At 66.8% G+C, this 23,354-nt stretch carries 22 protein-coding genes; 2 read left to right on the plus strand and 20 right to left on the minus strand.

The window, feature by feature from the left end; translation table 11 throughout:
- Positions 1-40: 40 nt before the first annotated feature.
- From rnc to JJJ16_RS04700, 7 genes are read right to left on the minus strand one after another with little or no spacing between them, the layout of a single operon-like run.
- Positions 41-763, minus strand: coding sequence for a ribonuclease III (gene rnc, locus JJJ16_RS04670; protein WP_034464381.1), 723 nt, complete (start codon positions 761-763; stop codon positions 41-43).
- Positions 763-1,329, minus strand: coding sequence for a YceD family protein (locus tag JJJ16_RS04675; RefSeq protein ID WP_219751563.1), 567 nt, complete (start codon positions 1,327-1,329; stop codon positions 763-765). Before JJJ16_RS04675 ends, rnc begins: the two co-directional genes overlap by 1 nt.
- Entirely contained in the window at positions 1,322-2,032 is a 711-nt protein-coding gene (locus tag JJJ16_RS04680; RefSeq protein WP_034464377.1) for a hypothetical protein, read from the minus strand. Before JJJ16_RS04680 ends, JJJ16_RS04675 begins: the two co-directional genes overlap by 8 nt.
- Before the next feature lie 30 nt (positions 2,033-2,062).
- Entirely contained in the window at positions 2,063-2,533 is a 471-nt protein-coding gene (coaD, locus tag JJJ16_RS04685) for a pantetheine-phosphate adenylyltransferase (RefSeq protein WP_219751564.1), read from the minus strand.
- On the minus strand, positions 2,530-3,168 hold the full coding sequence (gene rsmD, locus JJJ16_RS04690; protein ID WP_219751565.1) for a 16S rRNA (guanine(966)-N(2))-methyltransferase RsmD: 639 nt from the start codon (positions 3,166-3,168) through the stop codon (positions 2,530-2,532). Before rsmD ends, coaD begins: the two co-directional genes overlap by 4 nt.
- A 23-nt stretch (positions 3,169-3,191) precedes the next feature.
- Positions 3,192-5,339, minus strand: coding sequence for an ATP-dependent DNA helicase RecG (locus JJJ16_RS04695; protein ID WP_219751566.1), 2,148 nt, complete (start codon positions 5,337-5,339; stop codon positions 3,192-3,194).
- Entirely contained in the window at positions 5,327-6,940 is a 1,614-nt protein-coding gene (locus JJJ16_RS04700) for a DAK2 domain-containing protein (RefSeq protein WP_219751567.1), read from the minus strand. Before JJJ16_RS04700 ends, JJJ16_RS04695 begins: the two co-directional genes overlap by 13 nt.
- Before the next feature lie 202 nt (positions 6,941-7,142).
- On the opposite strand from JJJ16_RS04700, the gene rpmB reads away from it, so the two are divergent.
- The gene (rpmB, locus tag JJJ16_RS04705) at positions 7,143-7,334 is read left to right on the plus strand and encodes a 50S ribosomal protein L28 (protein WP_003792657.1); all 192 of its coding nucleotides are present in this window, start codon (positions 7,143-7,145) and stop codon (positions 7,332-7,334) included.
- Positions 7,335-7,517: 183 nt separating this feature from the next.
- Here rpmB and JJJ16_RS04710 read toward each other — a convergent pair whose 3' ends face one another.
- The 12 genes from JJJ16_RS04710 to JJJ16_RS04765 form a co-directional block, all read right to left on the minus strand.
- Complete coding sequence (locus JJJ16_RS04710) at positions 7,518-11,081, minus strand: bifunctional proline dehydrogenase/L-glutamate gamma-semialdehyde dehydrogenase (RefSeq protein WP_219751568.1); 3,564 nt, start codon at positions 11,079-11,081, stop codon at positions 7,518-7,520.
- 268 nt (positions 11,082-11,349) lie between these two features.
- The gene (locus JJJ16_RS04715; RefSeq protein WP_219751569.1) at positions 11,350-11,997 is read right to left on the minus strand and encodes a TetR/AcrR family transcriptional regulator; all 648 of its coding nucleotides are present in this window, start codon (positions 11,995-11,997) and stop codon (positions 11,350-11,352) included.
- A gap of 146 nt (positions 11,998-12,143) precedes the next feature.
- The gene (locus tag JJJ16_RS04720; protein ID WP_225904993.1) at positions 12,144-13,301 is read right to left on the minus strand and encodes a hypothetical protein; all 1,158 of its coding nucleotides are present in this window, start codon (positions 13,299-13,301) and stop codon (positions 12,144-12,146) included.
- Between the two features lie 226 nt (positions 13,302-13,527).
- Entirely contained in the window at positions 13,528-13,719 is a 192-nt protein-coding gene (locus tag JJJ16_RS04725) for a hypothetical protein (protein ID WP_219751570.1), read from the minus strand.
- Positions 13,720-13,799: 80 nt separating this feature from the next.
- Positions 13,800-14,795, minus strand: a complete 996-nt coding sequence (gene thiL / locus JJJ16_RS04730) for a thiamine-phosphate kinase (RefSeq protein ID WP_219751571.1) — start codon at positions 14,793-14,795, stop codon at positions 13,800-13,802.
- A gap of 46 nt (positions 14,796-14,841) precedes the next feature.
- Positions 14,842-15,690 carry a TrmH family RNA methyltransferase gene (locus JJJ16_RS04735; protein ID WP_219751572.1) on the minus strand — a complete coding sequence of 283 codons (849 nt, stop codon included), beginning with the start codon at positions 15,688-15,690 and terminating at the stop codon, positions 14,842-14,844.
- 3 nt (positions 15,691-15,693) lie between these two features.
- The gene (rplT, locus tag JJJ16_RS04740) at positions 15,694-16,074 is read right to left on the minus strand and encodes a 50S ribosomal protein L20 (RefSeq protein ID WP_007587751.1); all 381 of its coding nucleotides are present in this window, start codon (positions 16,072-16,074) and stop codon (positions 15,694-15,696) included.
- 27 nt (positions 16,075-16,101) lie between these two features.
- Positions 16,102-16,296, minus strand: a complete 195-nt coding sequence (gene rpmI, locus JJJ16_RS04745) for a 50S ribosomal protein L35 (RefSeq protein WP_003792667.1) — start codon at positions 16,294-16,296, stop codon at positions 16,102-16,104.
- 36 nt (positions 16,297-16,332) lie between these two features.
- Positions 16,333-16,998: a translation initiation factor IF-3 gene (gene infC / locus JJJ16_RS04750; RefSeq protein ID WP_081445781.1), complete on the minus strand. Its 666-nt coding sequence runs from the start codon at positions 16,996-16,998 to the stop codon at positions 16,333-16,335.
- A 272-nt stretch (positions 16,999-17,270) separates the two neighbouring features.
- Entirely contained in the window at positions 17,271-18,038 is a 768-nt protein-coding gene (locus tag JJJ16_RS04755; RefSeq protein ID WP_219751573.1) for an SseB family protein, read from the minus strand.
- Entirely contained in the window at positions 18,035-18,760 is a 726-nt protein-coding gene (locus tag JJJ16_RS04760; protein ID WP_219751574.1) for a HisA/HisF-related TIM barrel protein, read from the minus strand. Before JJJ16_RS04760 ends, JJJ16_RS04755 begins: the two co-directional genes overlap by 4 nt.
- A complete protein-coding gene (locus JJJ16_RS04765) occupies positions 18,757-19,404 on the minus strand; it encodes a hypothetical protein (RefSeq protein ID WP_007587778.1) in 648 nt (215 codons plus the stop codon). Before JJJ16_RS04765 ends, JJJ16_RS04760 begins: the two co-directional genes overlap by 4 nt.
- 92 nt (positions 19,405-19,496) lie before the next feature.
- Between JJJ16_RS04765 and JJJ16_RS04770 the strand changes: the two genes are divergently transcribed.
- Positions 19,497-19,727, plus strand: coding sequence for an RNA-binding S4 domain-containing protein (locus JJJ16_RS04770; protein ID WP_034464356.1), 231 nt, complete (start codon positions 19,497-19,499; stop codon positions 19,725-19,727).
- A gap of 54 nt (positions 19,728-19,781) precedes the next feature.
- Here the strand turns inward: JJJ16_RS04770 and dnaE are convergent, their stop codons facing one another.
- Entirely contained in the window at positions 19,782-23,324 is a 3,543-nt protein-coding gene (gene dnaE / locus JJJ16_RS04775) for a DNA polymerase III subunit alpha (RefSeq protein WP_219751575.1), read from the minus strand.
- Positions 23,325-23,354 lie beyond the last annotated feature (30 nt).

Consider the following 23,354-nt stretch of genomic DNA (forward strand, 5'->3'; position numbering starts at 1 on the left):
GATTCTAACCGTCGGGAGGGCAAACGCCCTCGTGTACTTACTACTTCTCGGGAGACAGGCGGCTCATCGCGTCCTGCGCGGCCGCGTTCTCCGCGTGCTTCTTCGACGAGGCCTGCCCCGAGCCGATCGGATCGGGGCGCTCGGAGACGAAAGCGCGGGCTGTGAACACGCGCTGGTGGTCCGGCCCCTCCCCCTCGACCTCGTAGGAGACCTCGCCCAGGCCCTGAGCCTGCGAGTATTCGATGAGGATCGTCTTCCAGTCCTGGTGCTGGCCGCGCGAGGGGGCGTCCACGAGGAGGAAGCTCAGGCGCTCGAGGATGACCCGGCGCGCCTCTTCCAGGCCGCTAGTCAGATAGGTCGCGCCGATGAGAGCCTCGAAGGTGTCGGACAGGATCGAATCCTTGTCGCGTCCGCCGTGCATCGACTCGCCCTTGCCCAGGAACACGAAGTCACCCAGGCCGATCCGGCGGGCGGCGGCAGCCAGGGGCTGCTGGGAGACGGTCGCGGCACGCATGCGCGACAGGTCCGACTCTGCCACGTCCGGGTACTGCTCGTAGAGCTTCTGCGCGATCACGATCGACAGGACCGAGTCACCCAGAAACTCAAGGCGTTCGTTATTCGCGATGCCCCCGGCCTCGTTCGCGTAGGACCGGTGTACGAGCGCCAGCTGCAGGAGCGGGGCGTCGATGCGGGTCCCCCACGCCTCCACCAGCGCCTCCGTGTCGGTGCGCGGAGGAACGGGCAGGTGCTTGGAACGACTCATCAGGATCGCCCCGGCTCGGCGTCGTCGCCCAGCAGGGAGGCCAGGGAAGCCAAGCGCGGGTCGACGACAAAGTGCTCGTGGTCGGAGGGCAGATCCGCCCACTTCTCGCCGCAGACGTCGCACAGGCCCGCGCAGTCCTCGCTGCACAGCGGGCGCGGATCCACAAGAGGAACGATCGCATCGCGCAGCTGCGTCTCGATGTCGACGGTGTCGCGCTCGCCGATGACGAACAGATCATCGACCTCCTCGTCGTCCTCGGAGGGGGTCAGGGCGGGCGCGTCGGCCTCGAAGTAGACCTCCGCACTGGAGACGTCGTGATGGTCGCGCACCTCATCGAGGCAGCGCACACACTCCCCGATGAGATCCACGGAGGTGGTCAGCTGCACGAGCACGCCGTCCTCGACGCTGGTGAAGTCCACCGACACGTCCAGGGGGACGCCGGGGACGGCCGACATGGAGGGGGTGCCCAGGTCGTCGGGGGTGACCCACACGAGGTCCTGGTGCAGCGTCGAACCCAGGGCGCGCGGCAGGCGCGCCAGGGACAGGGTCAGGGAATTGTCACTCATTGGTCAGATCCACATCGGTGACGTCGACGCCGCGGCGTTCCGCGATCGTGCGACGTCCAGCGTCGGTGCGACGCGCGAGGTCGGAGATGAGGTGGGCAAGCTCATCCAGCGAGGAGGCCACGTAGTCGTCCGCGCCTTCACGCAGGGATGCTGCCGAGCGCTTGGCCTCGGAGACGATCTCGCGGGCGCGATCCTCGGCCATGCGCACGATGTTCTCGGTGGAGACGATGCGGGCGGCCTGGGCGTTCGCGTCGGCGATCGTGGCCTCGGCATCCGAGCGGGCCTGCGAGACGAGCGCGGTGGCCTCGTCGTTTGCGCGCGAGCGCGTGCGCTCGGCTTCTTCCTCTGCATCGGCGAGGATCTGCGCGGCGCGCTCGTTGGCCTGATCGAGGGTGGAAGAGGCGCGCGAGTTCGCCTCGGCGATGCGGGTCTCGGCGGCGGAATCGGCGCGTCCCAGCACGGCATCCGCGTCGGCGACGACGGCGTCGGCGGCCACGAGGTCCTCCGGCAGAGCCTCACGGGCCTGGTCGAGCAGGTCGAGGATTTCGGCCTTGTTGACCATGATCGAGGCCGACAGGGGCACCGCACGCGAGGACTCAACGAGGTCCTCGATCTGGTCGAGGGCGGCGATCACGGTGGAGGGACCGTAGACGGTTTCCTCGTTCCACTCGTCCTGAGTCTGGTTGTCGGTCGTGTCAGCCATGGCTGCCTCCTGGGTTCCACCGGGCATTATTCAGCTTCTATTGTCGGTCAAAAATCGCTCAATCGCTGGAGGGACATACCGAGAAATATCCTTTTTCAGACCCACGAGTTCGCGCACGGCGCTCGACGATATGTGTGCGAGGGCCGGACGGGTCGGAATCCACCAGGTGTCGACGCCCCCGATCTCACGGTTAAAGACCGCCTGGGGAGCCTCGTAGTCCACGTCGATCGACGAGCGCACACCCTTGACGATAAGCGTGGCTCCCAGGCGCGAGGCCTCATCCATGGTCGCCCCCTGCAGGAGGACGACCTCAACGCCGCCGAGGTGGCCGGTGGCCTCCCGGATGAGCCTGACGCGCTCTTCGGGGGCGATCAGGCCGCGCTTGGTGGGGTTCGCTCCGACGCCGATGATCAGGCGGTCGGCGATGGCACAGACGCGCTCGGCGACGTCGAGGTGCCCATTCGTGAAGGGGTCAAAAGAACCTGGGAACAGCGCGATCATCGGTCTTCCTCCTCCGCGTGCGACGAGGCCTGGGCATCCTCGAGGGGCTGCGGGCTGTCGACGGATTCGTCCTTGGGCAGGGGCGGACCGGCGAAGTAGGCGACGGTTTCGCCCCAGGTGCGCTGGTCCTCGAGGACGAGGAAATCCGGCCACGTGGGAGCGGGCGCACGCGTGGACCGTTCGACGACGACGAGGGCATCGGGGCCGATCCACGGACCGAGGGAGGCCAGCACCGTCATCATGTCGTCTTCGGCGATGTCGTAGGGCGGGTCGATAAAGACCAGGTCGATGTCTCCCGCGAGCGCTTCCCCGTTGCGCGCTCCCAGGTAGGTGCGCGCGTCGGCGGTGACGACGCGCGCGGGCAGGCCCGTCGAGCGAACGTTTGCGGAGGCGACGCGGGCGGCGGCCGAAGCCTTTTCGACGAGGGTGGCATGGGTGCCTCCGCGCGACAGGGCTTCCAGGCCGAGGGCACCCGTTCCGGCATAGAGGTCGAGGACGGTCGCACCGTCCAGCACGTTCATGTGGTCCAGGCGCGAAAAGAGCGCCTCGCGAACCCGCTCGGAAGTGGGACGGGTGCCGGACTTGGGCACGGCGAGGGTACGCCCCTTGACGCTGCCTGCGACGATTCTGGTCATACCCCTACCCTACCGGGCGCACCTCAGGAGCGTTGCATCCACTCGATCTGTCCGTCCGATGCAGCGCGCAGCGCCCGGGCGAGGTCCGGGTGGCGCTCCAGCATCGGGTCCTGTTCCAGGAGGGTTTCGGCTTCGCCTTTCGCGCGGCGGATCAGCGCCTCGTCGCGGCGCACCGAGAGGAAGCGCAGGTGGGTGGCCGTGCCCGACTGGCCGGCTCCAAGGACGTCGCCTTCCTTGCGCAGGCGCAGGTCGGCCTCGGCAAGCTCGAAACCGTCGGTCGTGTCCGCGAAGGCCTGCAGGCGCGCTCTGCCCGAGTCCGTGAGTTCGTGGCGATGCATGGCGATGCACAGCGAGGGCAGGGAGGAGCGTCCGACGCGCCCACGCAGCTGATGAAGCTGGGCAAGGCCGAATTGTTGGGCGTCGAGGATAACCATGAGGGTCGCCTCCGACACGTCGACGCCAACCTCGATGACGGTTGTGGCGACGAGGAGGGGTGCGCGCCCGGTGGAGAAATCCTCCATGATCTGCGCCTTGACGGGCGAGGGCGTGCGTCCCGTCAACTCATGGATGGCGATGCCGGACAGGGCGGGGTGGGAGCGCAGGTACGCGGCGACCTCCTCGACAGAGGCGAGGGCGCGTGCGCCCTCCTCCTCGGCGTCGGCGACGTCGTCAGAGGCGTCGATGCGCGGGCACACGACGTAGACGCGACGCCCCTGGGCGATCTCCTCCGCGGCCCGCGCCCACGTGCGCTCCACCCACGCGGCGTTGGCACTGTCGGCGAGGTAGGTGGCCACGGGGGTGCGCCCCGAAGGCATCCCGCTCATGCGTGTGTCGTCGAGATCTCCGAAGACGGTCATGGCGATTGTTCGCGGAATCGGAGTCGCGGTCATAACGAGCTCGTGAACCGCACGCCCGTCCTCGCGTGCCCCGCGCAGCGCGGCTCGCTGCTCGACGCCGAAGCGATGCTGTTCGTCGACGACGACGAGAGCCAGGTCCGCGAAACGCACGCTCTCCTGGAAGAGAGCGTGGGTTCCCACGACGATGAGGGGCTCGGCGGCGTTCATCGCGCTTTGAATCTCGCGGCGGGCGGCGGGCGTCGTCGAACCCGTCAGCAGCCGAACGTCCGGGGCGTCCATCCCCAGGGGCTCCAGGAGCGCCCGCAGGGAGGCGGCGTGCTGCTCCGCCAGGACCTCGGTCGGCGCGACGAACGCCCCCTGGTGACCAGCGGCGACCACCTGGAGCAGCGCGCTGAGCGCGACGACGGTCTTGCCCGATCCCACGTCTCCCTGCAGGAGCCGCTGCATCGGCACCTCACCGGCCAGGTCGGCCCCAATCTGGGCGACCGCCTCGCGCTGGGAGTCCGTGAGCTCAAAAGGCAGCGACTGCCGGAAACGCTCGCACAGCGGCGCGTTGACCGGCGAGGCCAGCGCCGCCACGGCCCGCACGCCCCGGCGCTGCGCGGCCAGCCCCACCTGGAGGACGAACGCCTCGGCGAAGGCCAGGGCCTTGCGCGCCTGCTGGTAGTCCTCGTCCGTCTCGGGCTGGTGCAGGGCACGCAGGCACTCGGCGTGGGAGGCGAAGCCGGCGCGCTCGCGGACATCGGCGGGAACCGGGTCGGGCACATCAGCATCGTCCAGGTGATCCAGCACCATGCCGACTGCTCGGGCGATCGCCCACGAGGCCAGCGATCCGGTCGCCGGGTAGATCGGGATGGGGCGCGAGGCGATGCGCTCGATGTCCTCCCCGTCCACGCCCTCGAAGGAGGGATGGGTGAGTTGCAGCTTGCCGCGGTAGGCCCCGACCTTGCCGGCGAAGAGGAAGGACTGCCCCGGCGTCAGGAGACGTTCAATGGGGGCGAGCTTGTACTGGTTCTTCGCGAAGAAGGTCGCTGACAGGAATTGAACGCCGTCGGTGAGGGTGACTTCCAAGCGCACGCCCGAGCCGGATCGGTTGGCGACGAGGTGTGCACCTGCGACCTCGGCGAGGATCGTCACGTCCTCGCCTTCGCGCAGGGAAGACAGCGGCGTGAGGCGACCCCAGTGGTAGTAGCGGCGCGGTGCGACCAGCAGCAGGTCGCCGACCGTTGCCACACCCGCCCCCTCAAGGGCCTTCGCCGTCTTTTTCGGCAGGCGCAGGGACAGGGGGACGTCGAGTGCACTCACGAGGCGCACCCCGCGACCAGGCTCGGCCCGCTCTGCCCGCCATCCCAGGTCTCCAGGTCGATCGTCGACGACGCGTCGCGCGTGGAGAGCAGCTGGCGAACGGTGGCCACGGTGTAGGGGCCGTCGTCGTCGCGCGAAATAAGGAGGCGCCAGGAATCACCGCCACTGCGTGAGGCCTCGGCCAGGGCCTCGGCGATGCCCTCCGGGTCGCCGCCCGGGGGCAGCGGGGCGCTCGCGCACGAGGCGAGGGCGTCGTGTGCGCCGTCGCGCAGCATGCGCGCCAGCGTCGGAGCGGCCTCAACACCACCCGGCTGGGGCACGAACAGCGGGGCGCAGGCTCGCGCGACCGCGAGGACGTCGAGGTCATCGCGACTACCCGCGCGCAAGATCGCTGGAACACCCGGGGCGGGCGAAGGCAGCACCGAGGCCACGGTACCGACCAGGGAGGCACTGGCCTCGTCGCACGTGGCCACGAGGGTCACGCCCGTGCGCGAGGTCGCCGCCGACACGATGCCCGCGGCATCCCCAGAGCTCAGGTCCAAGAAGACGACCGCTCCCGCACGCGCGAGATCTTCGACGAGGCCGGGGGCACTGGTGCAGGCAATGACGCGGGCACGCTCAACGCGGCGCATAGGTCGGCGCTGCAGCAGGCGCACACCGCGGTGGCTCAGGCCCTCGTCGGCCAGCTCGTCAATGCCGATCTGCGCGTCTGGGCGGGCGTCGCAGACCTGGAAGCGAATGACCTGCCCCGAAGTCGGGTGCGCGGCCAGCGGCGCGGAGGTGTCGACGTGCAGCCTCCACTCCCCCATGCCAAAGAGATCAACCCTGCCCACGTAGGACAGGCGCGCCCCCAGACCACCGAGGCGCGCGAGCAGCGCGTCCAGGTCCTCCTGGGTCCCCTCCAGGATGATATCGACCGTGAAGTCGCGGCCGGGCGGAGGGGAGGCGGCCTCGGGCGCACGCGAATGACGCTCCGCAAGGTCGGCCAGCATGGCGGTGAACGACTGAAGGATTCCGGCGTCGCCTCGCATCGAAGCGTCGATGCAGGCCAGGACCAGGGCGATGAAAGCACCACCGGGGTCGATACGCCCCGTCGCCTCGTTCGTCGCCTCAACGAGGCCGATCTGCGCCTGGGAAGAGAAACGAGAGAAAACGTCGTCAACCTCCGGGAGCGTCGCCCCCAGGTCCTCAAGTTCGCGCACCGCGCCGCCGAGCATTTCCACGAGGGCATCGGACCACTCGATGGAGGAGGCCACAGGGCTCAGGGATGCGGCGAGCATGCGACGCAGGACGAGAGGCGTGACATGGTGTTCGTCCCCGAGAGCGCCGGCCCACGCCTCGAAAAGAGCTCCGAGGGCCATGCCGCTGTGTCCAAGGCCGCGGCGGATAATCGTCTCCACGGCCGCTTCAAGCGCGTCGCGCAGGTGAGCACGCGGGTCCAGGGAGTCCATAGCAGCCTCGAGCGCAGCCATCGTCGCCGCACCATTCGACCCCGTATCGCAGTCAGCCCCATCCCATCCGTCCAGGTCATCGAGGAAGGGGGCGAGCCTGGCGGCCTCCTCAGCCCCGGCACGACACGCCTCGATAATGACAGATGCATTCAGATCCATGACTCCCCTTTCAGCCCCCTCCCATTGTCCCTGCGCGGCTCGGTGTGTGCGACCTGACACGACCCAGATCGGCTGCGACTTGTTGAAAGCGTGGTTCGTCCGCTATTCTGTCATGGTTGCCTTCGGTTCAAGCACCGAAGGATGCGTTCTCCGCAAGCGCGGAGACAAAGACTGAACTGGAAGACATACCGAGGAGAACATCGTGGCTGCCGTTTGTGACGTGTGCGGTAAGGGACCCGGCTTCGGCAAGAGCGTGTCGCACTCGCACGTTCGCACCAACCGCCGGTGGAATCCGAACATTCAGCGCGTTCGCGCCCTTGTCAATGGGACGCCCAAGCGCCTGAACGTCTGCACCAAGTGCCTGAAGTCCGACAAGGTCGCCCGCGCGATCTGAGTCGACACTGACGTAACGCCGGAGGGGTGAGCCAAGAGGCTCGCCCCTCCGGCGTTTATCTCATCTACTCCCCCATTACTTGCGCCCCGCGCGTGTACGGGTCAGCGCCCGCGACGAGACGTCGCGGGCGCTGACCCGTACCTTGCGTGCCTGGATTCCCCGTCCGCTCTCAGGAGGCGAGGCTCAGAGAAGATCCGCGGCCAGGTCGAGCGGGGTTCCGAAACGGTGGTTCGTGATCGAGACCGCCTGCTCGCGCAGGAACGGCAGGAGCTCCGAGTGCGGCCAGGCCGTGACGGCACCCGTGTACAGGGCGACGTCGGGGCTGCCACCGCTCGCGCGGGTTGCCTCCGCCCAGCGCTGCTGCGAGCTTTCATCGCGCGGACCGAGGACACGCACGCGCATGCCCAGGCCACCGGAGTTCGCCACCATCGCCAGGCGAGAACCCCACGAGTGCGCGTCTTCGACCGTCACCTCGATATCCCAGCCCTCCAGTAGCTCCCGGATGGTAGCCGGAAGCTCATCGGCAACGGACAGCCCGATGGGGCCACCCGCGAGGATGCCCGCTGCCAGCACACGCACCGTGTCGGCGAGGGCAGTCCCGCTCCCGGCGCGCACGAGCACGGGCGTGGAACGGTAACGCAAGACATTGCGCTCACAGGCCATGCCGGTAACGTCACGATTGACTCCGTAATCGGATGCCCAGGCAGCGCCATCGGCGGCGACGGCGCGGCTCAGTTCGGCCGCATCGTCCGCGCTCAGATGAGGACCGGCCGCACGACACAGGGCGAGCACACTCGGATCGAGCGACGCCGTGGGAGCGCCGGACTCCCCCGCCACCGCATCACGGTCGGGCTCGACCTCGCCCAGACCCAGCAGGTAGGAGGGACCGCCAGCCTTCGTCGTTGACCCGATCGCCGAGCGCTTCCAGCCGCCGAAAGGCTGACGGCGAACGATCGCGCCGGTGATTCCGCGGTTGACGTAGAGGTTGCCGGCCTCGATGCCCTCCAGCCAGGTCGCCAACTCATCCGTGTCGAGGGTATGGAGGCCGGAGGTCAGTCCGTAGTCGACCTCGTTCACGGCCTCAATAGCGTCCTCGAGGGTGTCGACGCGCATGACGCCGAGGACGGGCGCGAAGTACTCGGTCAGGTGGAACTCGCTGCCGGGCACCACGCCCGCGCGGATGCCCGGCGTCCACAGCCCGTCACCCAGGTACCGGGGCTTGAGCACCCAGTGCTCGCCCTCTCCCAGGGTGGTCAGGCCTCGTACGGCCTTCTCGTCGTCGGGCACGACAACCGGGCCGACCTGCGAGTCCAAGGATGCCGGCAGGCCCACGCGCAGCGAGGCGGCCGCATCCACGAGCTGGCGAGCGATGCGGCTCGAGCGCCCCGCAGATCCGACGAGGATCAGCAGGGAGGACGCCGAGCACTTTTGTCCCGCGTGCGCGAAGGCCGAATGAACGATGTCGCGCACCGCCAGGTCGGGGTCAGCGGACGGAGTGACGATGATGGCGTTCTTGCCGCTCGTCTCGCCCAGCAGGTGCATGTCGGGCTTCCACGAACGGAAGAGGCGGGCCGTGTCGTACGAGCCCGTCAGGACAACGCGATCAACACCCTGGTGGGTCACCAGGTAGCGCGACACGTCGCCGTCCTCAAGCGGGGCGAGCGCCACCAGCTCACGGGGAACCCCGGCCTCATGGAAAGCCGCGACAAGCTCCGCGGCGCAACGCTTGGCCGGCGGGGCCGGCTTGAGGATCACCGCGCTGCCCGCCGCCAAAGCAGCGGCGACGCCACCCACGGGAATGGCTACGGGGAAGTTCCAGGGCGAGGCAACGACAGTGACGTTCACGGGCACGAATCGCGCACCCGCCATGTAGGTCTCATCGGAGAGCTGCAACGAGGCGTCCGCGTAGTGATGGCAGAAGTCGATCGCCTCGCTCACCTCAGGATCAGCCTGATCGATGGTCTTGCCGGCCTCAGATCCGGCGACCTCGATGAGCTCCCCACGGCGCGCGGCGAGAACATCACCGACGCGATGCAGCACGGCTGCGCGCTCCTCGGGGGCCAGGGCCTGCCAGGCGTGCGCCGCCTTGGTGCTTGCCTCGACGAGGGCGTCGACCGCCTCGCGTGTATCCAGAGCCTGCGCGCCGGCACGCACGGCTTCTACACCTCGTGTCGAGGCGGGGATGGCCGCAGCAATCTCACGGGCCCACTGGCGGTTGGCCGCCAGGGCGGGATCTGAATCCGGTTCGGAGACAAAGGGACGACGCGCGCGCTCGGCAAGGCTCCCCTGCTCAGCCGGAACCCCGGCCTTACGCTCGGCCAGACGATCCTGGACGCGGTTGGGAACCGGCAAGGGGGCGTCCGGATCAACGTCGGAGAGCGCAGCGAGGAAACGGTCGCGCTCGCGAGCGAAGATATCCTCGTTTGTGGCGATGTCGAAGACCCCGGACATGAAGTTTTCAGGCGCGGCGTTTTCCTCTAGGCGGCGCACTAGGTAGGAGATGGCGACGTCGAACTCTCGGGGGTTGACAACCGGGACGTACAGGAGCAGGGAGCCGACATCGCGTCGGACGACCTCTTGAATGCCGGTGGCCATGCCGGAGAGCATCTCAAACTCGACGCTGTCCTCGACGCCGCGTGCTGCCCGCAGCTCGTAGGCGAACGCAATATCGAAGACGTTCTGTCCGGCGACGCCCAGGCGAATCGCCCGGGTGCGCTCGGGCGTCATCGCCCAGTTCAGCATGCGCTTGTAGTTGGTGTCGGTGGCCTGCTTGGACGGCCAGGTCGTCAGCTCCCAGCCGTGAATCTCGGCGTCCACCTTCTCCATGGACAGGTTCGCGCCCTTCACGATGCGAACCTTGATGCGCGAGCCTCCCGCGTCCACGCGTGCGCGCGCCCACTCCTGGAGACGCTGGAGCGCACCGAGCGAATCGGGCAGGTAGGCCTGGAGGACGATGCCGGCCTCGTAGTCGCGCATATCCGGCTGGTCGAGGATGGCGGTGAACACCGCGATCGTCAGGTCGAGGTCCTTGTAGTCCTCCATGTCGAGGTTGAGGAAGGTCCCGTGATCGCGAGCGAGTCGGTAGAGAGGCAGGAGCGCGCTCACGCCGTGTTCGACGACCTCCTCGAAGCCCCACGGGTTGTGGGGGCCTGTCACCGCGGAGACCTTGATGGACACGTAGTCGACATCCTCGCGGGTCACGAGGCGCGAGACCTCGGCCAGGCGATGGGATGCTTCCTTCTCACCGAGGACAGCCTCTCCGAGGAGGTTCACGTTCAGGCGATGGCCGCCCTGACGCAGGCGGGCGAGCGCGGGCCCCAGGCCCTTGTCGGTCGCATCGACGACGAGGTCACCGACGATCTCGCGGAATACACGTCGGGCCACCGCCGTCACCGTGCGCGGAGCGAGGAGCGATGCTGTCGAGCCGAGGCCCATCGCCGCAGCCAGGGCCGGGGGCAGGAAGTTTTTACGCCCAGCCGACAAGCGCTTCATGGCTGCGCTGGCTACGTCCAGGTCCGCGGGACGCACGACGTCATCGACGAATCGGGTCGTGAAAGTAAGTCCGTCCGGATCGGCGAGGATACGAGACAGGAGTTTGGCCGAGCGCGGCGTGGGCTCAAAGGCCGATTCATCGGCCCAGCGGCGGGCCCGAATGATCGCCCGCTCCCCCAAGGCCCATAGGTCATCGGGGCAGCGTCGAGCGCTGGCATTGTGGTGGGACGGGGTGGGAACAGCGGCGTTCGCCATGCGTAGACCTCCAGGCGTGGATGTGCGACGGATTCTCGGCCTCGGGTGGAGCGCCAACGCTGGACACGCTCAGCACTACTCCCGACGTTGTGAAGGATGCTGGTTTGTCCATCGTAACGCGCGTACGACCTACCCGTATTGGCATCGCTCATCACCGATACGATCAAACAAGGGACCTAAGCCCCAAAACGCAGGAAACGCCCACAAAGTCAGATATCAAGTGTCGCTTCTCACATAAGGACGTCGCTCTACGCAGCTGCGCCCCGCCTCACTCCGGGCGAATGAGCCACCGCTCTTTCATGTCGAGCACGACGCCAGCCATGACCTCGTGCATATTGAGCGTACGACCACCGTCCGCGCGCGAGCAGAGCCACTGGACCTGAAGCCCGTCTGATATCGCAACGAGGCGGCGCGCGATCTGCTCACTCGGAGCGTCCTCACGCACCTCGCCCGTGGTCTTGCCGTGCTCGAAAGCCTCAACGAGGTAGGAAATCGCACCGATCAGGTGCTCGCGGAACCACGGGTGCGCCTGGTGCTTCGAATCAATGACGGCAGCCGACATCGCCGTGTAGAGCGCCACTCCGTCGGGATGGCGCTGGTTGTGGGCCACCATGTCCACCCAGGCATCCAGCGCGGCCTCGGCCCCCTCCTCGGGGCGTGGGAGTCGGCTGACGATGCGGCGATCACGCTCGTCCAGGACTGCCGCGAGCAGCTGATCCTTCGAGGAGTAGTGATGCAGGAGCCCCGCCTTCGAAATATCGGAGGCACGCGCGATGTCTGCAAGCGAGGTTGCCACGTAGCCCTGCGTCGAGAAAAGGGTCAGCGCCTCCGACAGGATGCGCGCCTTCTTATCCTCGCTACCGGCCTTCGGACGGCCGGGCCGACGGGTGCTCGTTGCCTTAGCATCGTTGCTCATGCGGGCTGCTCCATGTTCGGTGTGACAGAGTTACCAACAACCCATCATAGCGTGCAACCGCTTATACGCCACCGGGTATGCGAACTTCTTTCATCGAGTCCGCATACCCGGTGCATCAATGGCGTGATTCGAGGCCTTACGAGGCCTTAGTAGCCGAATCGAACCTCGAACTGTGGCTTGCCCGAAGCGTCCAACTCGAGCTTGCCGTCCTTGTCGGTCTTCACCGTCGCGGTCACCCGGGACGTCACGTCACGCTGCTTCTCCCAGCTCTCCATGCCCTGGGTCGTGAACGTTGCCTCGCCGGTATAGACACCGCCTTCATCCGTCGTCGCCTTCATGGCCGTGGGCATCGTCTTGACCTGCAGCAGGGCCAGGGTCCGGGACTGAACCGCGCTCGGGCATGCCGTGTCGATGTTGCCGGGGACGGTCGCGCACGAGTTCGTGAGCGCGGCCGCAGCATCGAGCGCGGCAGCAGCCATCTTGTCGTTGTAGGTGCCCTTCAGCTCGACCGTTCCACCGTAGTAGGAGCTGTCGTAACCCGTTGCTGCCTTCACCGAAATGGTCTTGGGCGCAGCGTCGATATACTCGCCCGTCTCCTCCGGGGTGAAGGTGTAGACGCCCGGGTAGAGCACGATGGAGCTACTCGGGGCTTCCTTCAGCGTCGCAACCGACATCTTTTCGCCGCCGATCGAGAAGTGCGTGACGTTGTCTGCCTGCACATCCACACGAGCGACCATCGCATCCTGGATCTTCCAGTTCTTCAGCAGGCCAAAGGTATTCTTCGCTGCACTGACACGGAATGAACGGGTGAAGCGTTCGCCGTCGAGGCGCATCGTCGCCGTCACCACCCGTTCCTTCGAGTGCTCCGCATCGTCCACGGTGACGTCCTCAACCTCAATGCGGGCGCTCGACGAGGCCATGACCTCGTCGGAGAGGAAACCGCGCTGATCGTTGGGCAGGCCCGGATCAACCATCGCCGTCGCAGCGCTGGCCTTTCCGTCCGCGAGAAGATCAAGGTACTGGCGAACCTGCGCCTCGGGCGTGCGCGTCCAGTTGGCGATCGCCAAGGCGACGGTTGTGACAACCCCGAGGACAACAAGGGCTACAACGCCCACGACGATGCGCTTGATGCGACGGCGGCTCTTGTCCGACATCGGCGTAAAGGTCACGCCCGCCTGCGGGACTGCGACAGCCGGAGCGACCACATTCTGGGGGCTAGGAGCGGGCGGAGGCGTCGGGCTCTGGGAAGGGGCCGGGGGCGGGGGCACCGCACCCTGATTCGCATCGTAGTGCTGCTCAGACATCTCTCAATCCTCACTGTTGTGCGCGCCGATGGGCAGGCGCTGCGGTGCCACTGACGAGGTTGGCCACACCGAAACCGCTAAATTTTCTCACACGGTATATTCTTCATCAACTGAACTTTTGTGACCGACGCATGCCGGACGCTCGCGGGGATCGCATCATGTCGGCCACGCGAACCCACGCACACGAGCGTCACCGTCGGCACGGTAGGTCAGGCGCTGAGCTCCCTCAGGCGTCAGCGTCAGTCTCCGCATCGACGACGGGCAGGGCCTTCGTCGGCGGCACGCAGGCGTCACCCTGCAGCGCGGGCAGGGACAGGCCAGCGGTCGCCGGAATCTCCTCCGACGACTCCGCGAGCTTGCGCGCCACGCGCGACATCGGTCGAGACGAGGCCGGGGTGCCCTCAGTCAACGCGGTCATCCTGATGTACTCCAATCGTTGGTCGTCACGCCGCTTCGCTTCCCCGTCTATCAACAAAGACTCCAGCGGCCCACATCACACTAGTCTACGGAATCCGCCGAGAAATGATCCCACGCCCCGCGCAGGACCGCCCCATCCATCATCGCCTGCGGTTCTTCCTCAGCCCGGCATGCTCGCACCGCGCCGACAACCCGGAAGCCGTCGGGCAGCTGCGCATCCGGCGGAAAAACGGCGATCATGCCGTGTTCCTCTCCCCCTTGCAGGACCCACCGCACAGGATCGACCGCGCAGACGCGGGCGGCGGGAGCCAGGTGGGATGCCTCAGCCTCGATGGCATCACGATCGAACTCAATGACGACGCCCGAGGCCTGAGCGATACGCGCTGCGTCCGTCGCTGGTCCATCCGACAGGTCCATCATGGCGCGAGCGCCCGCGGCCGCGGCGGCCACGCCGGAGCCCAGCGGAGGTCTCGGCGCGCGGTAGGTCTCGATGAAGGGCGCCAGATCGCCCAGCTGCTCAACTCCTCGTGACGAGGGATCGACGTGCCCACCTTCCAGGAGATCGAGGCCGGCGTAGGAGTATCCGAGGGTGCCGCTGACCGCCACGACATCACCGGGGCGCGCGCCGTCACGGCGCACCACCGGTCCCGGGCAATAGCCGAAGGCCGTGATCGAGATGACGAGCTTCTCCCCCGCGCTCAGGTCTCCGCCAACCACACCGGCTCCGACCTCTCGCGCGCGGTCCCCGAGGCCTCGGACAACATCCAGAAAAACGTCCGCGTCCATATCGCGCGGCGCCACCACCGAGGCGACGAGTGCCGAGGGACGTCCGCCCATCGCATCGATATCCGCGAGGTTCTGGGCGGCAACGCGGGCTCCGACCTCGTAGCCGGTCGACCAGGACAGGTGGAAATGCTGGTCCTCCACCATGACGTCCGTCGTCACGATGAACGATCCTTCGGGAGCCGCGACCTGGGCACAGTCGTCACCAATGCCGATCATCGTGCGCTCGCCGCGCGGGAAAGACTCGCGGAAATGAGACACCAACTGCGCCTCGGATAGCTCAGCTAACTTCATAGGAACCAGACTAGTCGCGGGCGCAGCACCGCGCCGCGAAGGCACCTCAGTTTTCGACGCCTCGCACGGTCTGGGAGGCAAAGAGGCAGGTCGCGGCTGCGCTGGCAACGTTCAAGGATTCCGCGTCCCCCGTCATGGGAATGGATACGAGGGCGTCGCACAGGCGCATCTCGTCGCCCGACAGGCCGCGTGCCTCGTTGCCGAACACCCACGCGTGCGACTGGGACAGGCGCGAGCGCGCCGACACGCCCTGCACGAGGAGGTCGGAGAGGCTGATTGAACCGGCGCCACCGCTGGTGCCCAGCAGGGCCGCGCTGCGACCGTGAATAAGAGCGCGGGCGTCAGCAAAAGAGGGAACCACGCACACGGGAATGTGGAAGACCGAGCCGGCGCTCGAGCGCACAACCTTCGGACTCGCGGCGTCGACTGTGCCCGCAACGGCCACGACACCGACCGCACCGAATGCGTCGGCCGTGCGGATGATCGTGCCGACGTTGCCAGGGTCGCGCCCCTGAGCGAGCACGACAATCGTCTCACCGACGCTCGGCTCGGGCAGTTCACGCGACAGCGCATCAAGAGATGCGACTGCGCAGATACCCTGCGAGTCACCCGAAAGGGCAGCCGAGACCTCGGCGGACACCGGGTGCACCCAGCGCGTGGCGCGGCGGGCCACGTCCACGACGTCCGCGTGCGTCTCCCACACGTCCTCGCGCACGTACACGTCGCGCACCGCATCCGGTCGGTGCAGGGCTAGTTCACGCACTGCCTGAGGCCCCTCAACGAGCATCAGACCCGAGCGTGAACGCGCCGAGCGCCCGACCAGACCCGACACCCTGCGCACGCGATCGGCGCGGGGATTATCGAGAACGGTCAGGCGCTCGGCGGAAAAGCTCACCTATCAGGCCTTGGGGGCGTTGATGTCGGCGGGCAGCGCGTCCTTGGCGACCTTCACCAGGGCGTTGAACGCGTTGATGTCGTTGACGGCCAGCTCGGCCAGCATGCGACGGTCGACCTCGACGCCGGCCAGGTTCAGGCCCTGGATGAGGCGGTTGTAGGTCAGGCCCTGGGCGCGGGAAGCAGCGTTGATGCGCTGGATCCACAGACGACGGAAGTCGCCCTTCTTGGCCTTGCGGTCGCGGTAGGAGTAGACGAAGGAGTGAGTGACCTGCTCCTTGGCCTTGCGGTACATGCGCGAGCGCTGGCCACGGTAGCCGGAGGCCTGCTCGAGTACGGTACGACGCTTCTTCTTGGCGTTGACAGAACGCTTAACACGTGCCATTTTCTACTGTTCTCCTCTTACTCGAGCTCAGATGCCCAGCATGCGCTTGACGCGCTTGACGTCAGCGGTCTCCAGGACCTGGTCGGTCGCCAGACGGCGGGTCTTACGGCTGGACTTGTGCTCCAGCAGGTGGCGGGCGCCGGCCTGCTCGCGCATGATCTTGCCCGAGCCGGTCGTGCGGAAGCGCTTCTTAGCACCGGAATGAGTCTTGTTCTTCGGCATTTCTATTCCTTCGTTGTGAGGCGATGGGTATCGCCGTCAGTCCTGTTCGTCAGCCTTGTCGGCTGCCACTCGGGCCTGGTCCTTGCTGGCGCGCTCCGCGCGCTTGCCCCGGCGCTCAGCGCGCTCGGCCTCGCGGCGCTTGCGCTGCTCAGTCAGGGCGTCAGCCTTGCGCTTGGTGGGGGCCAGCACCATCGTCATGTTGCGCCCGTCCTGACGGGGCATCGACTCGACGGTGGCAAGGTCACCAATCTCCTCGGCGAGGCGCTGCAGGAGGCGAACGCCAGCCTCGGGGCGAGACTGCTCTCGACCGCGGAACATGATCATGACCTTGACCTTGTCGCCGGCGGACAGGAAGCGCTCAACGTGGCCCTTCTTGACGCCGAAGTCATGATCGTCGATCTTCAGTCGGAAGCGGATTTCCTTCAGCTGCGTGTTCGCCTGGTTGCGGCGAGCATCGCGGGCCTTCTGGGCGGCTTCGTACTTGTACTTGCCGTAATCCATGAGCTTTGCGACGGGCGGCTTGGCGTTCGGCGCAACCTCAACCAGGTCGAGCCCGGCCTCTTCGGCCAGACGCAGCGCGTCCTCAACTCGGACGACGCCGACCTGTTCACCTCCGGGTCCCACGAGGCGAACCTCGGGGACTCGAATACGCTCATTGATGCGAGTCTCGCTGATGAGCGGCTCCTTCCACAGAATCCTTATGCGTGTAACGAAAAGCCTCCGTTACGCGACGCGCACGGAGGCTTCCATAGGTCAACACACACGGGTGTTGACCGTCGTACCCGATCCCCTGCGCAACGCCCCTGTGGGCGGCATCCTCTCTGGCGAGAGGCGGGTATCCAGGTGGGATTTCTCCGCTTGCGTTCCGGGCTTTCGCCCAGACGGTCGTATCAACTGTACCAGAAATAATGAGAGATCGCCAGATCAGCAATCATTGCGCGCCTCACGCTTTACTGGGAACGTTCGATGCCCGTTCAGCGCAGGACAGGCGCGATCTCGACCCGGTCGGCCGAGGCGATGAGGCGCGGGTTGGACCCCAGGGCGTTCAAGGCTGCCGACAGGGTTTCTTTCATTGCCGAGGCATCGGCCCCCTGGGCGAAAGACGCGCGGTCCACGGACACGAGCACGCGCGTGAGGCCGTCGCCCGCGTAGGCGATCTCAACGTCGACGATGGCCGGGCACGCTGCGGCGGCATCGGCGAGCAGGAGCTCGCGCAGATCCTCGTCGCGCCAGGCGGGCAACCACTCATCCCCCTGCGCGAGCGCGGCCACGGCGGGGCGCGGCAGCAGCACCGCATCGGTACCCGGGTTGACGACGATGCGCCCGCCCGTCTCCACGAGGGCCGTCAGACCGATCGTGCGGAAGTCCAGGGCCATCGGACGGTCACCGGGGCGGTGAGCGGACAGTGCCTGCGCCGACGAATAGATGGCGAGCGCCTCCCCCGCAGGGGTCTGCGCGCGCACGAAGTCGATCGGGTTGTGTCCGTTTTCGCCGGCGTGAACGCCCGTCACACGCGGGTCTGGTTCGACGTCGATGGGAACAATCACGCGTTCAAAGACGAGAGCATCGACGAGCGCCTCAAGCCTGGCCGCCCCCGCGTCACTCCCCTGCCCCAGCGCAAGCGCCCGGGCGGTCCGGGGAAGCCCCTGTCCCACGTCTGCGCGGTCGTGGCTCATCATCGACAGGCGCTGCGCCAGTCGGTTCTTCTGTTCCTCGGTGAGAGAAGGGGGCGTGGGAGTCATGAGAGTTCCTCGTATCCGGCAACGTCCAGCGCATCGGCCAGAGTGAATGCGCCCTGGTACAGGGCTTTTCCGACGATTGCACCCTCGATGCCGAGGGCGCGCAGAGCTTCGATGTCGGCCAGGGAGTTGACCCCGCCCGAGGCAATGATCCGGGCGGAACTCTGATCCGCGACGCGGGCCAGCAGGTCTCGATTGGAACCGTTCATCTGACCGTCACGAGTCACGTCTGTGACGACCAGCCGGGCCACACCCGCCTCATTCAGGACGCGCAGGGCTTCCCAGACGTTGCCACCCTCGCCACTTCCGCCGCGTGCGGCCAGGCGATCGCCGCGCACGTCCAGGCACACAGCGACGCGCTCGCCGAAAGTGTCAACGGCCTCGCACACGGCATCGATGTCCTCAAGGGCTTGCGTCGCGATATTGACGCGCTCGGGGCCCATCGCCAGCCCAGCCTCGATGGCCGCTCGGCTCGTAATGCCTCCCGACAACTCAACACGCACGGGAACCTCACGGATCACCCGGGCGAGCAGCTCAGAGTTCTCGCCGCGACCAAACGCCAGGTCAAGGTCCACGAGGTGCACCCAGCGAGCCCCGGCCTCGTCAAACGAACGGGCGACATCGATCGGGCTGCCCCAGGAGCCCTCGTCGATCGATCCGGAGGACAGGCGCACGGCCTGACCGCCCATCACGTCGATCGCGGGCAGCAGTTCGAGGATCGTCATGATTGCTTGCGGCGCAGCCAACCGAAGGGGCCGCCGCCCTGGCAGCTGCCGTCGGCGGCCACGGAATCCTTGTAGTCGGCGGGCGTCGTACGCCCCAACAGGAGATCCTCCGTCGCCGCGGGCATCGCACCCAGCAGCAGGCCCGCGGGAATCGTCTCCTCGGGCTCACCGCTCACGTAGCGCTGGGCGGAGATACGGCCCGAGACGCCCGGCTCCACGCCATCCCCCTCGACGAGCCAGCTCATGAGAGCGACCGCCCCGTACTTCGACAGGTTCGAGACGGCGCGGGCCACGCGATCCACCGCGTCGGGCATCGGACGCTGGCCGGTCAGCAGAGCGTCGAGCTCCTCCTCGTCGGTCGGCGTCGTCTCAACGCGCAGCCACACGGCGGTCCACGGCTTGAGACGCACGATCGACTCACGCACACCCGTCAGAGCGAGCAGCGAGTGGAGCGCCTCCGGGTAGGAAATCGGGGCGAGCACGAGGGCAACCGACAGGCGGCCGCCCTCCAGGTGCAGGGACTCGTCAACGGGAGTGTCGTCCGGATCGAGGGACGGCAGAGAATCGCCCGCGGCGGGCGTCGATCCCAGCGATGCAACCAGCGACTGGAACTCCGCGTCGATATCGTCGTTGTGAGCGCTCACCGCTCCTCCTTATACTGTGTGTCTCTACCCAAGGATACTGTTCATCCACGCCCTCGCGCGTGATGCGCTCTCCACCAGCGAAAGGAATCACCATGAGCACACCGACGATCCCCGTGCGCGGGGAGATCAAGCTCGGCCAATTCGTCAAGCTCGCCTCCCTCGCGGAAGACGGCGCACAGGCCCGCGAACTCATCCAGGCCGGCGACGTGACCGTCAACGGCGAGGTGGAGACGCGCCGCGGCCATCACCTGAGCGCCGGCGACCTCGTCGAGGTCGACGCCCCCTGGGGCAGGGCCTCCGCGATCGTCGGATCCGCCTCCTAAGCACGCCCGTCGACGACGCGAGCCGAGTCCCACCGGGGCCCGGCTCGCATCATATTAGGACGAGGTGACGACACCGCCCGCACCGACGACTGCCTTGATATGACTGAAGAAGGCGCTCGTCTGCTCAACGCGCAGCTTCGGATCCAGCTCGACGACCGTCGTGCGTCCCGGCTCCGTCAGGTGCAGGCGCACCGGGGAGCCGCCGGGGTAAGACTCGAGGACGCCGCGCAGGTCGGTGAGCAGCTCGGGCGTGCAACGCGCGGCCGGCAGGCGCAGGTCGAGAGGCAGGTCCGCCCCGCCCGACAGATCCAGGAGGGTCATCGACTGGCCGTAGATGGTCATGCCCTCCTCACGCACGTTCACCTTGCCCTCAATCTGGACGATGATGTCCTGCGCGAGGTAGGTCTGAATCGACTCGTAGGAGCGCGGGAAGAATAGCACATCCACCGAACCCGACAGGTCCTCGATTGTCGCGATCGCCCACGCGTTGCCCTGCTTCGTCACCTTCGTCGTGACGCCCGAAATGAGGCCCGCGATCTTCACGATACGGTCCGCCATCGCCCCGTCCGAGCCGACGACCTGCGCGATCTCGTAGTCCTGGTGGCGAGCCAGCGCCGCCTCCACGCCGCGCAGCGGGTGGTCGGAGACGTACAGGCCCAGCATCTCACGCTCGGCCGCCAGCTTCGTCTTGCGGTCGAACTCGGGCAGGTCCGGGATGTCGATCGTCAGGCCAGAGCCCGTATCCTCGTCCTCCCCCAGAGCACCGAACAGGTCGAACTGTCCGATCGCCTCGTTGCGCTTGACGTCGATGATCGCGTCCACGGCCTCGTCGCAGCGCGCGAGGAGGGCGCGACGCGTGTGACCCATCGAGTCGAAAGCGCCGGCACGGATGAGGGACTGGATCGTGCGCTTGTTGCACACCACCTGAGGCACCTTGTCCAGGAAGTCCTGGAACGAGGCGAAACGCCCCTTCTCGGCGCGGGTTTCCACAATCGCGTCGACGACCGGGCCGCCCACGTTCTGGATGGCGTTCAAGCCGAAGCGGATCGCCTCGCCATCAGGCGCAAAGTTACCCATCGACGCGTTCACGTCCGGGGGCAGGACCGTGATGTCCATGTGACGGCACTCCGCCAGGTACAGGGCTCGACGATCCTTGTTGTCCTTCGTCGAGGTCAGCAGGGCTGCCATGTACTCCGTCGGGAAGTTCGCCTTGAGGAAGGCCGTCCAGTAGGAGACGAGGCCATATGCGGCCGAGTGGGCCTTGTTGAACGCGTAGGCGGAGAAGGGAACGACGACGTCCCACAGGGCCTTGATCGATTCCTCGGAGTAGCCGTTATCGACCATGCCCTGGCGGAAGCCCTTGAACTGCTGGTCGAGGACCTCCTTCTTCTTCTTACCCATGGCCTTACGCAGAATGTCTGCCTGGCCTAGCGAGTAGCCCGCCAGCTTCTGGGCGATCTGCATGACCTGCTCCTGGTACACAATCAGACCGAAGGTCGTTCCCAGGATGTCCTCGAGCGGCTCCGCCAGCTCCGGGTGGATGGGCGTGATCTCCTGACGCCCGTTCTTACGCAGCGCGTAGTTCGTGTGGGAGTTCGCACCCATCGGGCCGGGGCGGTACAGGGCGCCGACGGCGGAGATGTCTTCGAAGTTGTCGGGCTTCATGAGCTTGAGGAGGTCGCGCATGCCGCCACCATCCAGCTGGAAGACGCCGAGGGTGTCGCCTCGTCCCAGCAGCTCGTAGGTCTTCTTGTCGTCGAAGGTCAGGTGGTCGAGGTCCGGGTCCGGCTTGCCGTTGAGCGCAATGTTCTCAAGGGCGTCGGACACGACGGTGAGGTTACGCAGGCCCAGGAAGTCCATCTTCAGCAGGCCCAGCGTCTCGCACGTCGGGTAGTCGAACTGCGTGATGATCGCGCCGTCCTGCGGGCGCTTCATGATCGGGATGATGTCGGTGAGCGTGTGGGAGCTCATGATGACCGCACACGCGTGCACACCCCACTGGCGTGTCAGGCCCTCCAGGCCGAGCGCGTACTGGACGACCTCGTGCGTGTCGGGGTTCTCCTCGTAGAACTTACGGAACTCCGAGGCCTCGGCGTAGCGCTTGTCCTTCTCGTCGAAGATGCCGTGGACCGTGATGTCCTTGCCCATGATCGCCGGGGGCAGCGCCTTAGTGAGCTGCTCACCGACCTTGAAGTCCTTGCCGAGGATGCGCGCGGAGTCCTTCAGGGCCTGCTTGGTCTTAATCGTGCCGTAGGTGACGACCTGGCTGATGCGGTCCTCACCGTACTTGCGCTTGACGTAGGCGATGACCTCGTCGCGCCTGCGTTCGTCGAAGTCGACGTCGAAGTCGGGCATCGAGATTCGCTCGGGGTTGAGGAATCGCTCGAAAATCAGGCCGTGCTCGAGGGGGTTGAGCTCGGTGATCTTCAAGGCGTAGGCCACCATCGAGCCCGCGCCCGAGCCACGCCCGGGTCCCACGCGGATCCCCTGCGACTTCGCCCAGTTGATGTAGTCGGCGACCGTGAGGAAGTAGCCGGGGAAGCCCATCTTGATGATGACGTCTTCCTCGTACTGGGCCTGCTTGCGCACGTCGTCCGGGATGCCATTCGGGAAGCGATCGCGCAGGCCTCGCTCGACCTCCTTGATGAACCACGAGGTCTTGTCTTCACCCTCGGGCACCGGGAAGTCGGGCATGTAGTTGGCGCCCTCCTTCGTGGTCGTGAAGTGCACGTCGCAGCGCTCGGCGATCTCGAGGGTCGAGTCGCAGGCGCCGGGCAGCTCGCTCCACAGCGCACGCATCTCGTCCGAGGAGCGGATGTAGTAGCCGTCGCCGTCGAACTTGAATCGGTCGGGGTCGTTGATGCGCGAACCCGAGTTGATGCACAGGAGTGCGTCCTGGATCTTGCGGTCCTCGCGCTTGACGTAGTGCGCGTCGTTGGTCGCCACGAGGGGCGCGTTCATGAGCTTGGCAATCTCGAGGACCTGCTGGTGGGTGCGTCGCTCGATGTCGATGCCGTGGTCCATGACCTCGACGTAGAAGTTCTCCGCCCCGAAAATGTCGCGCAGCTCCGCGGCCTCAGCCACGGCCTCGTCCCACTGCCCCAGGCGCAGGCGCGTCTGCACGGCACCCGAGGGGCAGCCCGTGAACACAATGAGGCCCTCATGGAACTGGCTGAGCAGCTCCTTGTCGGCACGCGGCCACTTGCCGAACTGGCCGTCGGTCGAAGCGTAGGACCCCAGGCGGAAGAGGTTGTGCATACCCGTCGTGTTGTAGGCGACCAGGGTCAGGTGGTTGTAGGAGCCGCCGGCGCTCACGTCGTCGGAGCGCTGCCACGGCTCACCCCACAGGACCTTCTGGCGATCGAAGCGCGAGGTCCCCGGCGTCACGTACGCCTCAAGGCCGATGATCGGCTTGACGCCCGCGTTCGTGCAGTTCGTATAGAAGTCGAAGGCGCCGAAAAGATAACCGTGATCCGTCAGGCCGATCGCGGGTTGCCCGAGACGGGCGGCCTCCTCCGCCATCGCTTTCGTCTTCGCCGCTCCGTCGAGCATCGAATACTCGGAGTGGTTGTGGAGGTGCACGAAGGAATCAGCCATGCGTCGATTCTACTGTCCGAGGCGCGCGCA

This window comes from Schaalia sp. ORNL0103 (assembly GCF_019429565.1).
Classification (GTDB): Bacteria; Actinomycetota; Actinomycetes; order Actinomycetales; family Actinomycetaceae; genus Pauljensenia.

Coding starts and splice junctions, on each gene's coding strand:
- JJJ16_RS04680 (WP_034464377.1), bottom strand. CDS start 2,032: ATGGCTGACACGACCGACAACCAGACTCAGGACGAGTGGAACGAGGAA.
- JJJ16_RS04700 (WP_219751567.1), bottom strand. CDS start 6,940: ATGGATCTGAATGCATCTGTCATTATCGAGGCGTGTCGTGCCGGGGCT.
- JJJ16_RS04720 (WP_225904993.1), bottom strand. CDS start 13,301: ATGTCTGAGCAGCACTACGATGCGAATCAGGGTGCGGTGCCCCCGCCC.
- coaD (WP_219751564.1), bottom strand. CDS start 2,533: ATGATCGCGCTGTTCCCAGGTTCTTTTGACCCCTTCACGAATGGGCAC.
- rnc (WP_034464381.1), bottom strand. CDS start 763: ATGAGTCGTTCCAAGCACCTGCCCGTTCCTCCGCGCACCGACACGGAG.
- JJJ16_RS04755 (WP_219751573.1), bottom strand. CDS start 18,038: ATGACTCCCACGCCCCCTTCTCTCACCGAGGAACAGAAGAACCGACTG.
- dnaE (WP_219751575.1), bottom strand. CDS start 23,324: ATGGCTGATTCCTTCGTGCACCTCCACAACCACTCCGAGTATTCGATG.
- JJJ16_RS04715 (WP_219751569.1), bottom strand. CDS start 11,997: ATGAGCAACGATGCTAAGGCAACGAGCACCCGTCGGCCCGGCCGTCCG.
- rsmD (WP_219751565.1), bottom strand. CDS start 3,168: ATGACCAGAATCGTCGCAGGCAGCGTCAAGGGGCGTACCCTCGCCGTG.
- JJJ16_RS04770 (WP_034464356.1), top strand. CDS start 19,497: ATGAGCACACCGACGATCCCCGTGCGCGGGGAGATCAAGCTCGGCCAA.
- JJJ16_RS04675 (WP_219751563.1), bottom strand. CDS start 1,329: ATGAGTGACAATTCCCTGACCCTGTCCCTGGCGCGCCTGCCGCGCGCC.
- JJJ16_RS04710 (WP_219751568.1), bottom strand. CDS start 11,081: ATGGCGAACGCCGCTGTTCCCACCCCGTCCCACCACAATGCCAGCGCT.
- thiL (WP_219751571.1), bottom strand. CDS start 14,795: ATGAAGTTAGCTGAGCTATCCGAGGCGCAGTTGGTGTCTCATTTCCGC.
- rplT (WP_007587751.1), bottom strand. CDS start 16,074: ATGGCACGTGTTAAGCGTTCTGTCAACGCCAAGAAGAAGCGTCGTACC.
- rpmI (WP_003792667.1), bottom strand. CDS start 16,296: ATGCCGAAGAACAAGACTCATTCCGGTGCTAAGAAGCGCTTCCGCACG.
- JJJ16_RS04760 (WP_219751574.1), bottom strand. CDS start 18,760: ATGACGATCCTCGAACTGCTGCCCGCGATCGACGTGATGGGCGGTCAG.
- JJJ16_RS04725 (WP_219751570.1), bottom strand. CDS start 13,719: ATGACCGCGTTGACTGAGGGCACCCCGGCCTCGTCTCGACCGATGTCG.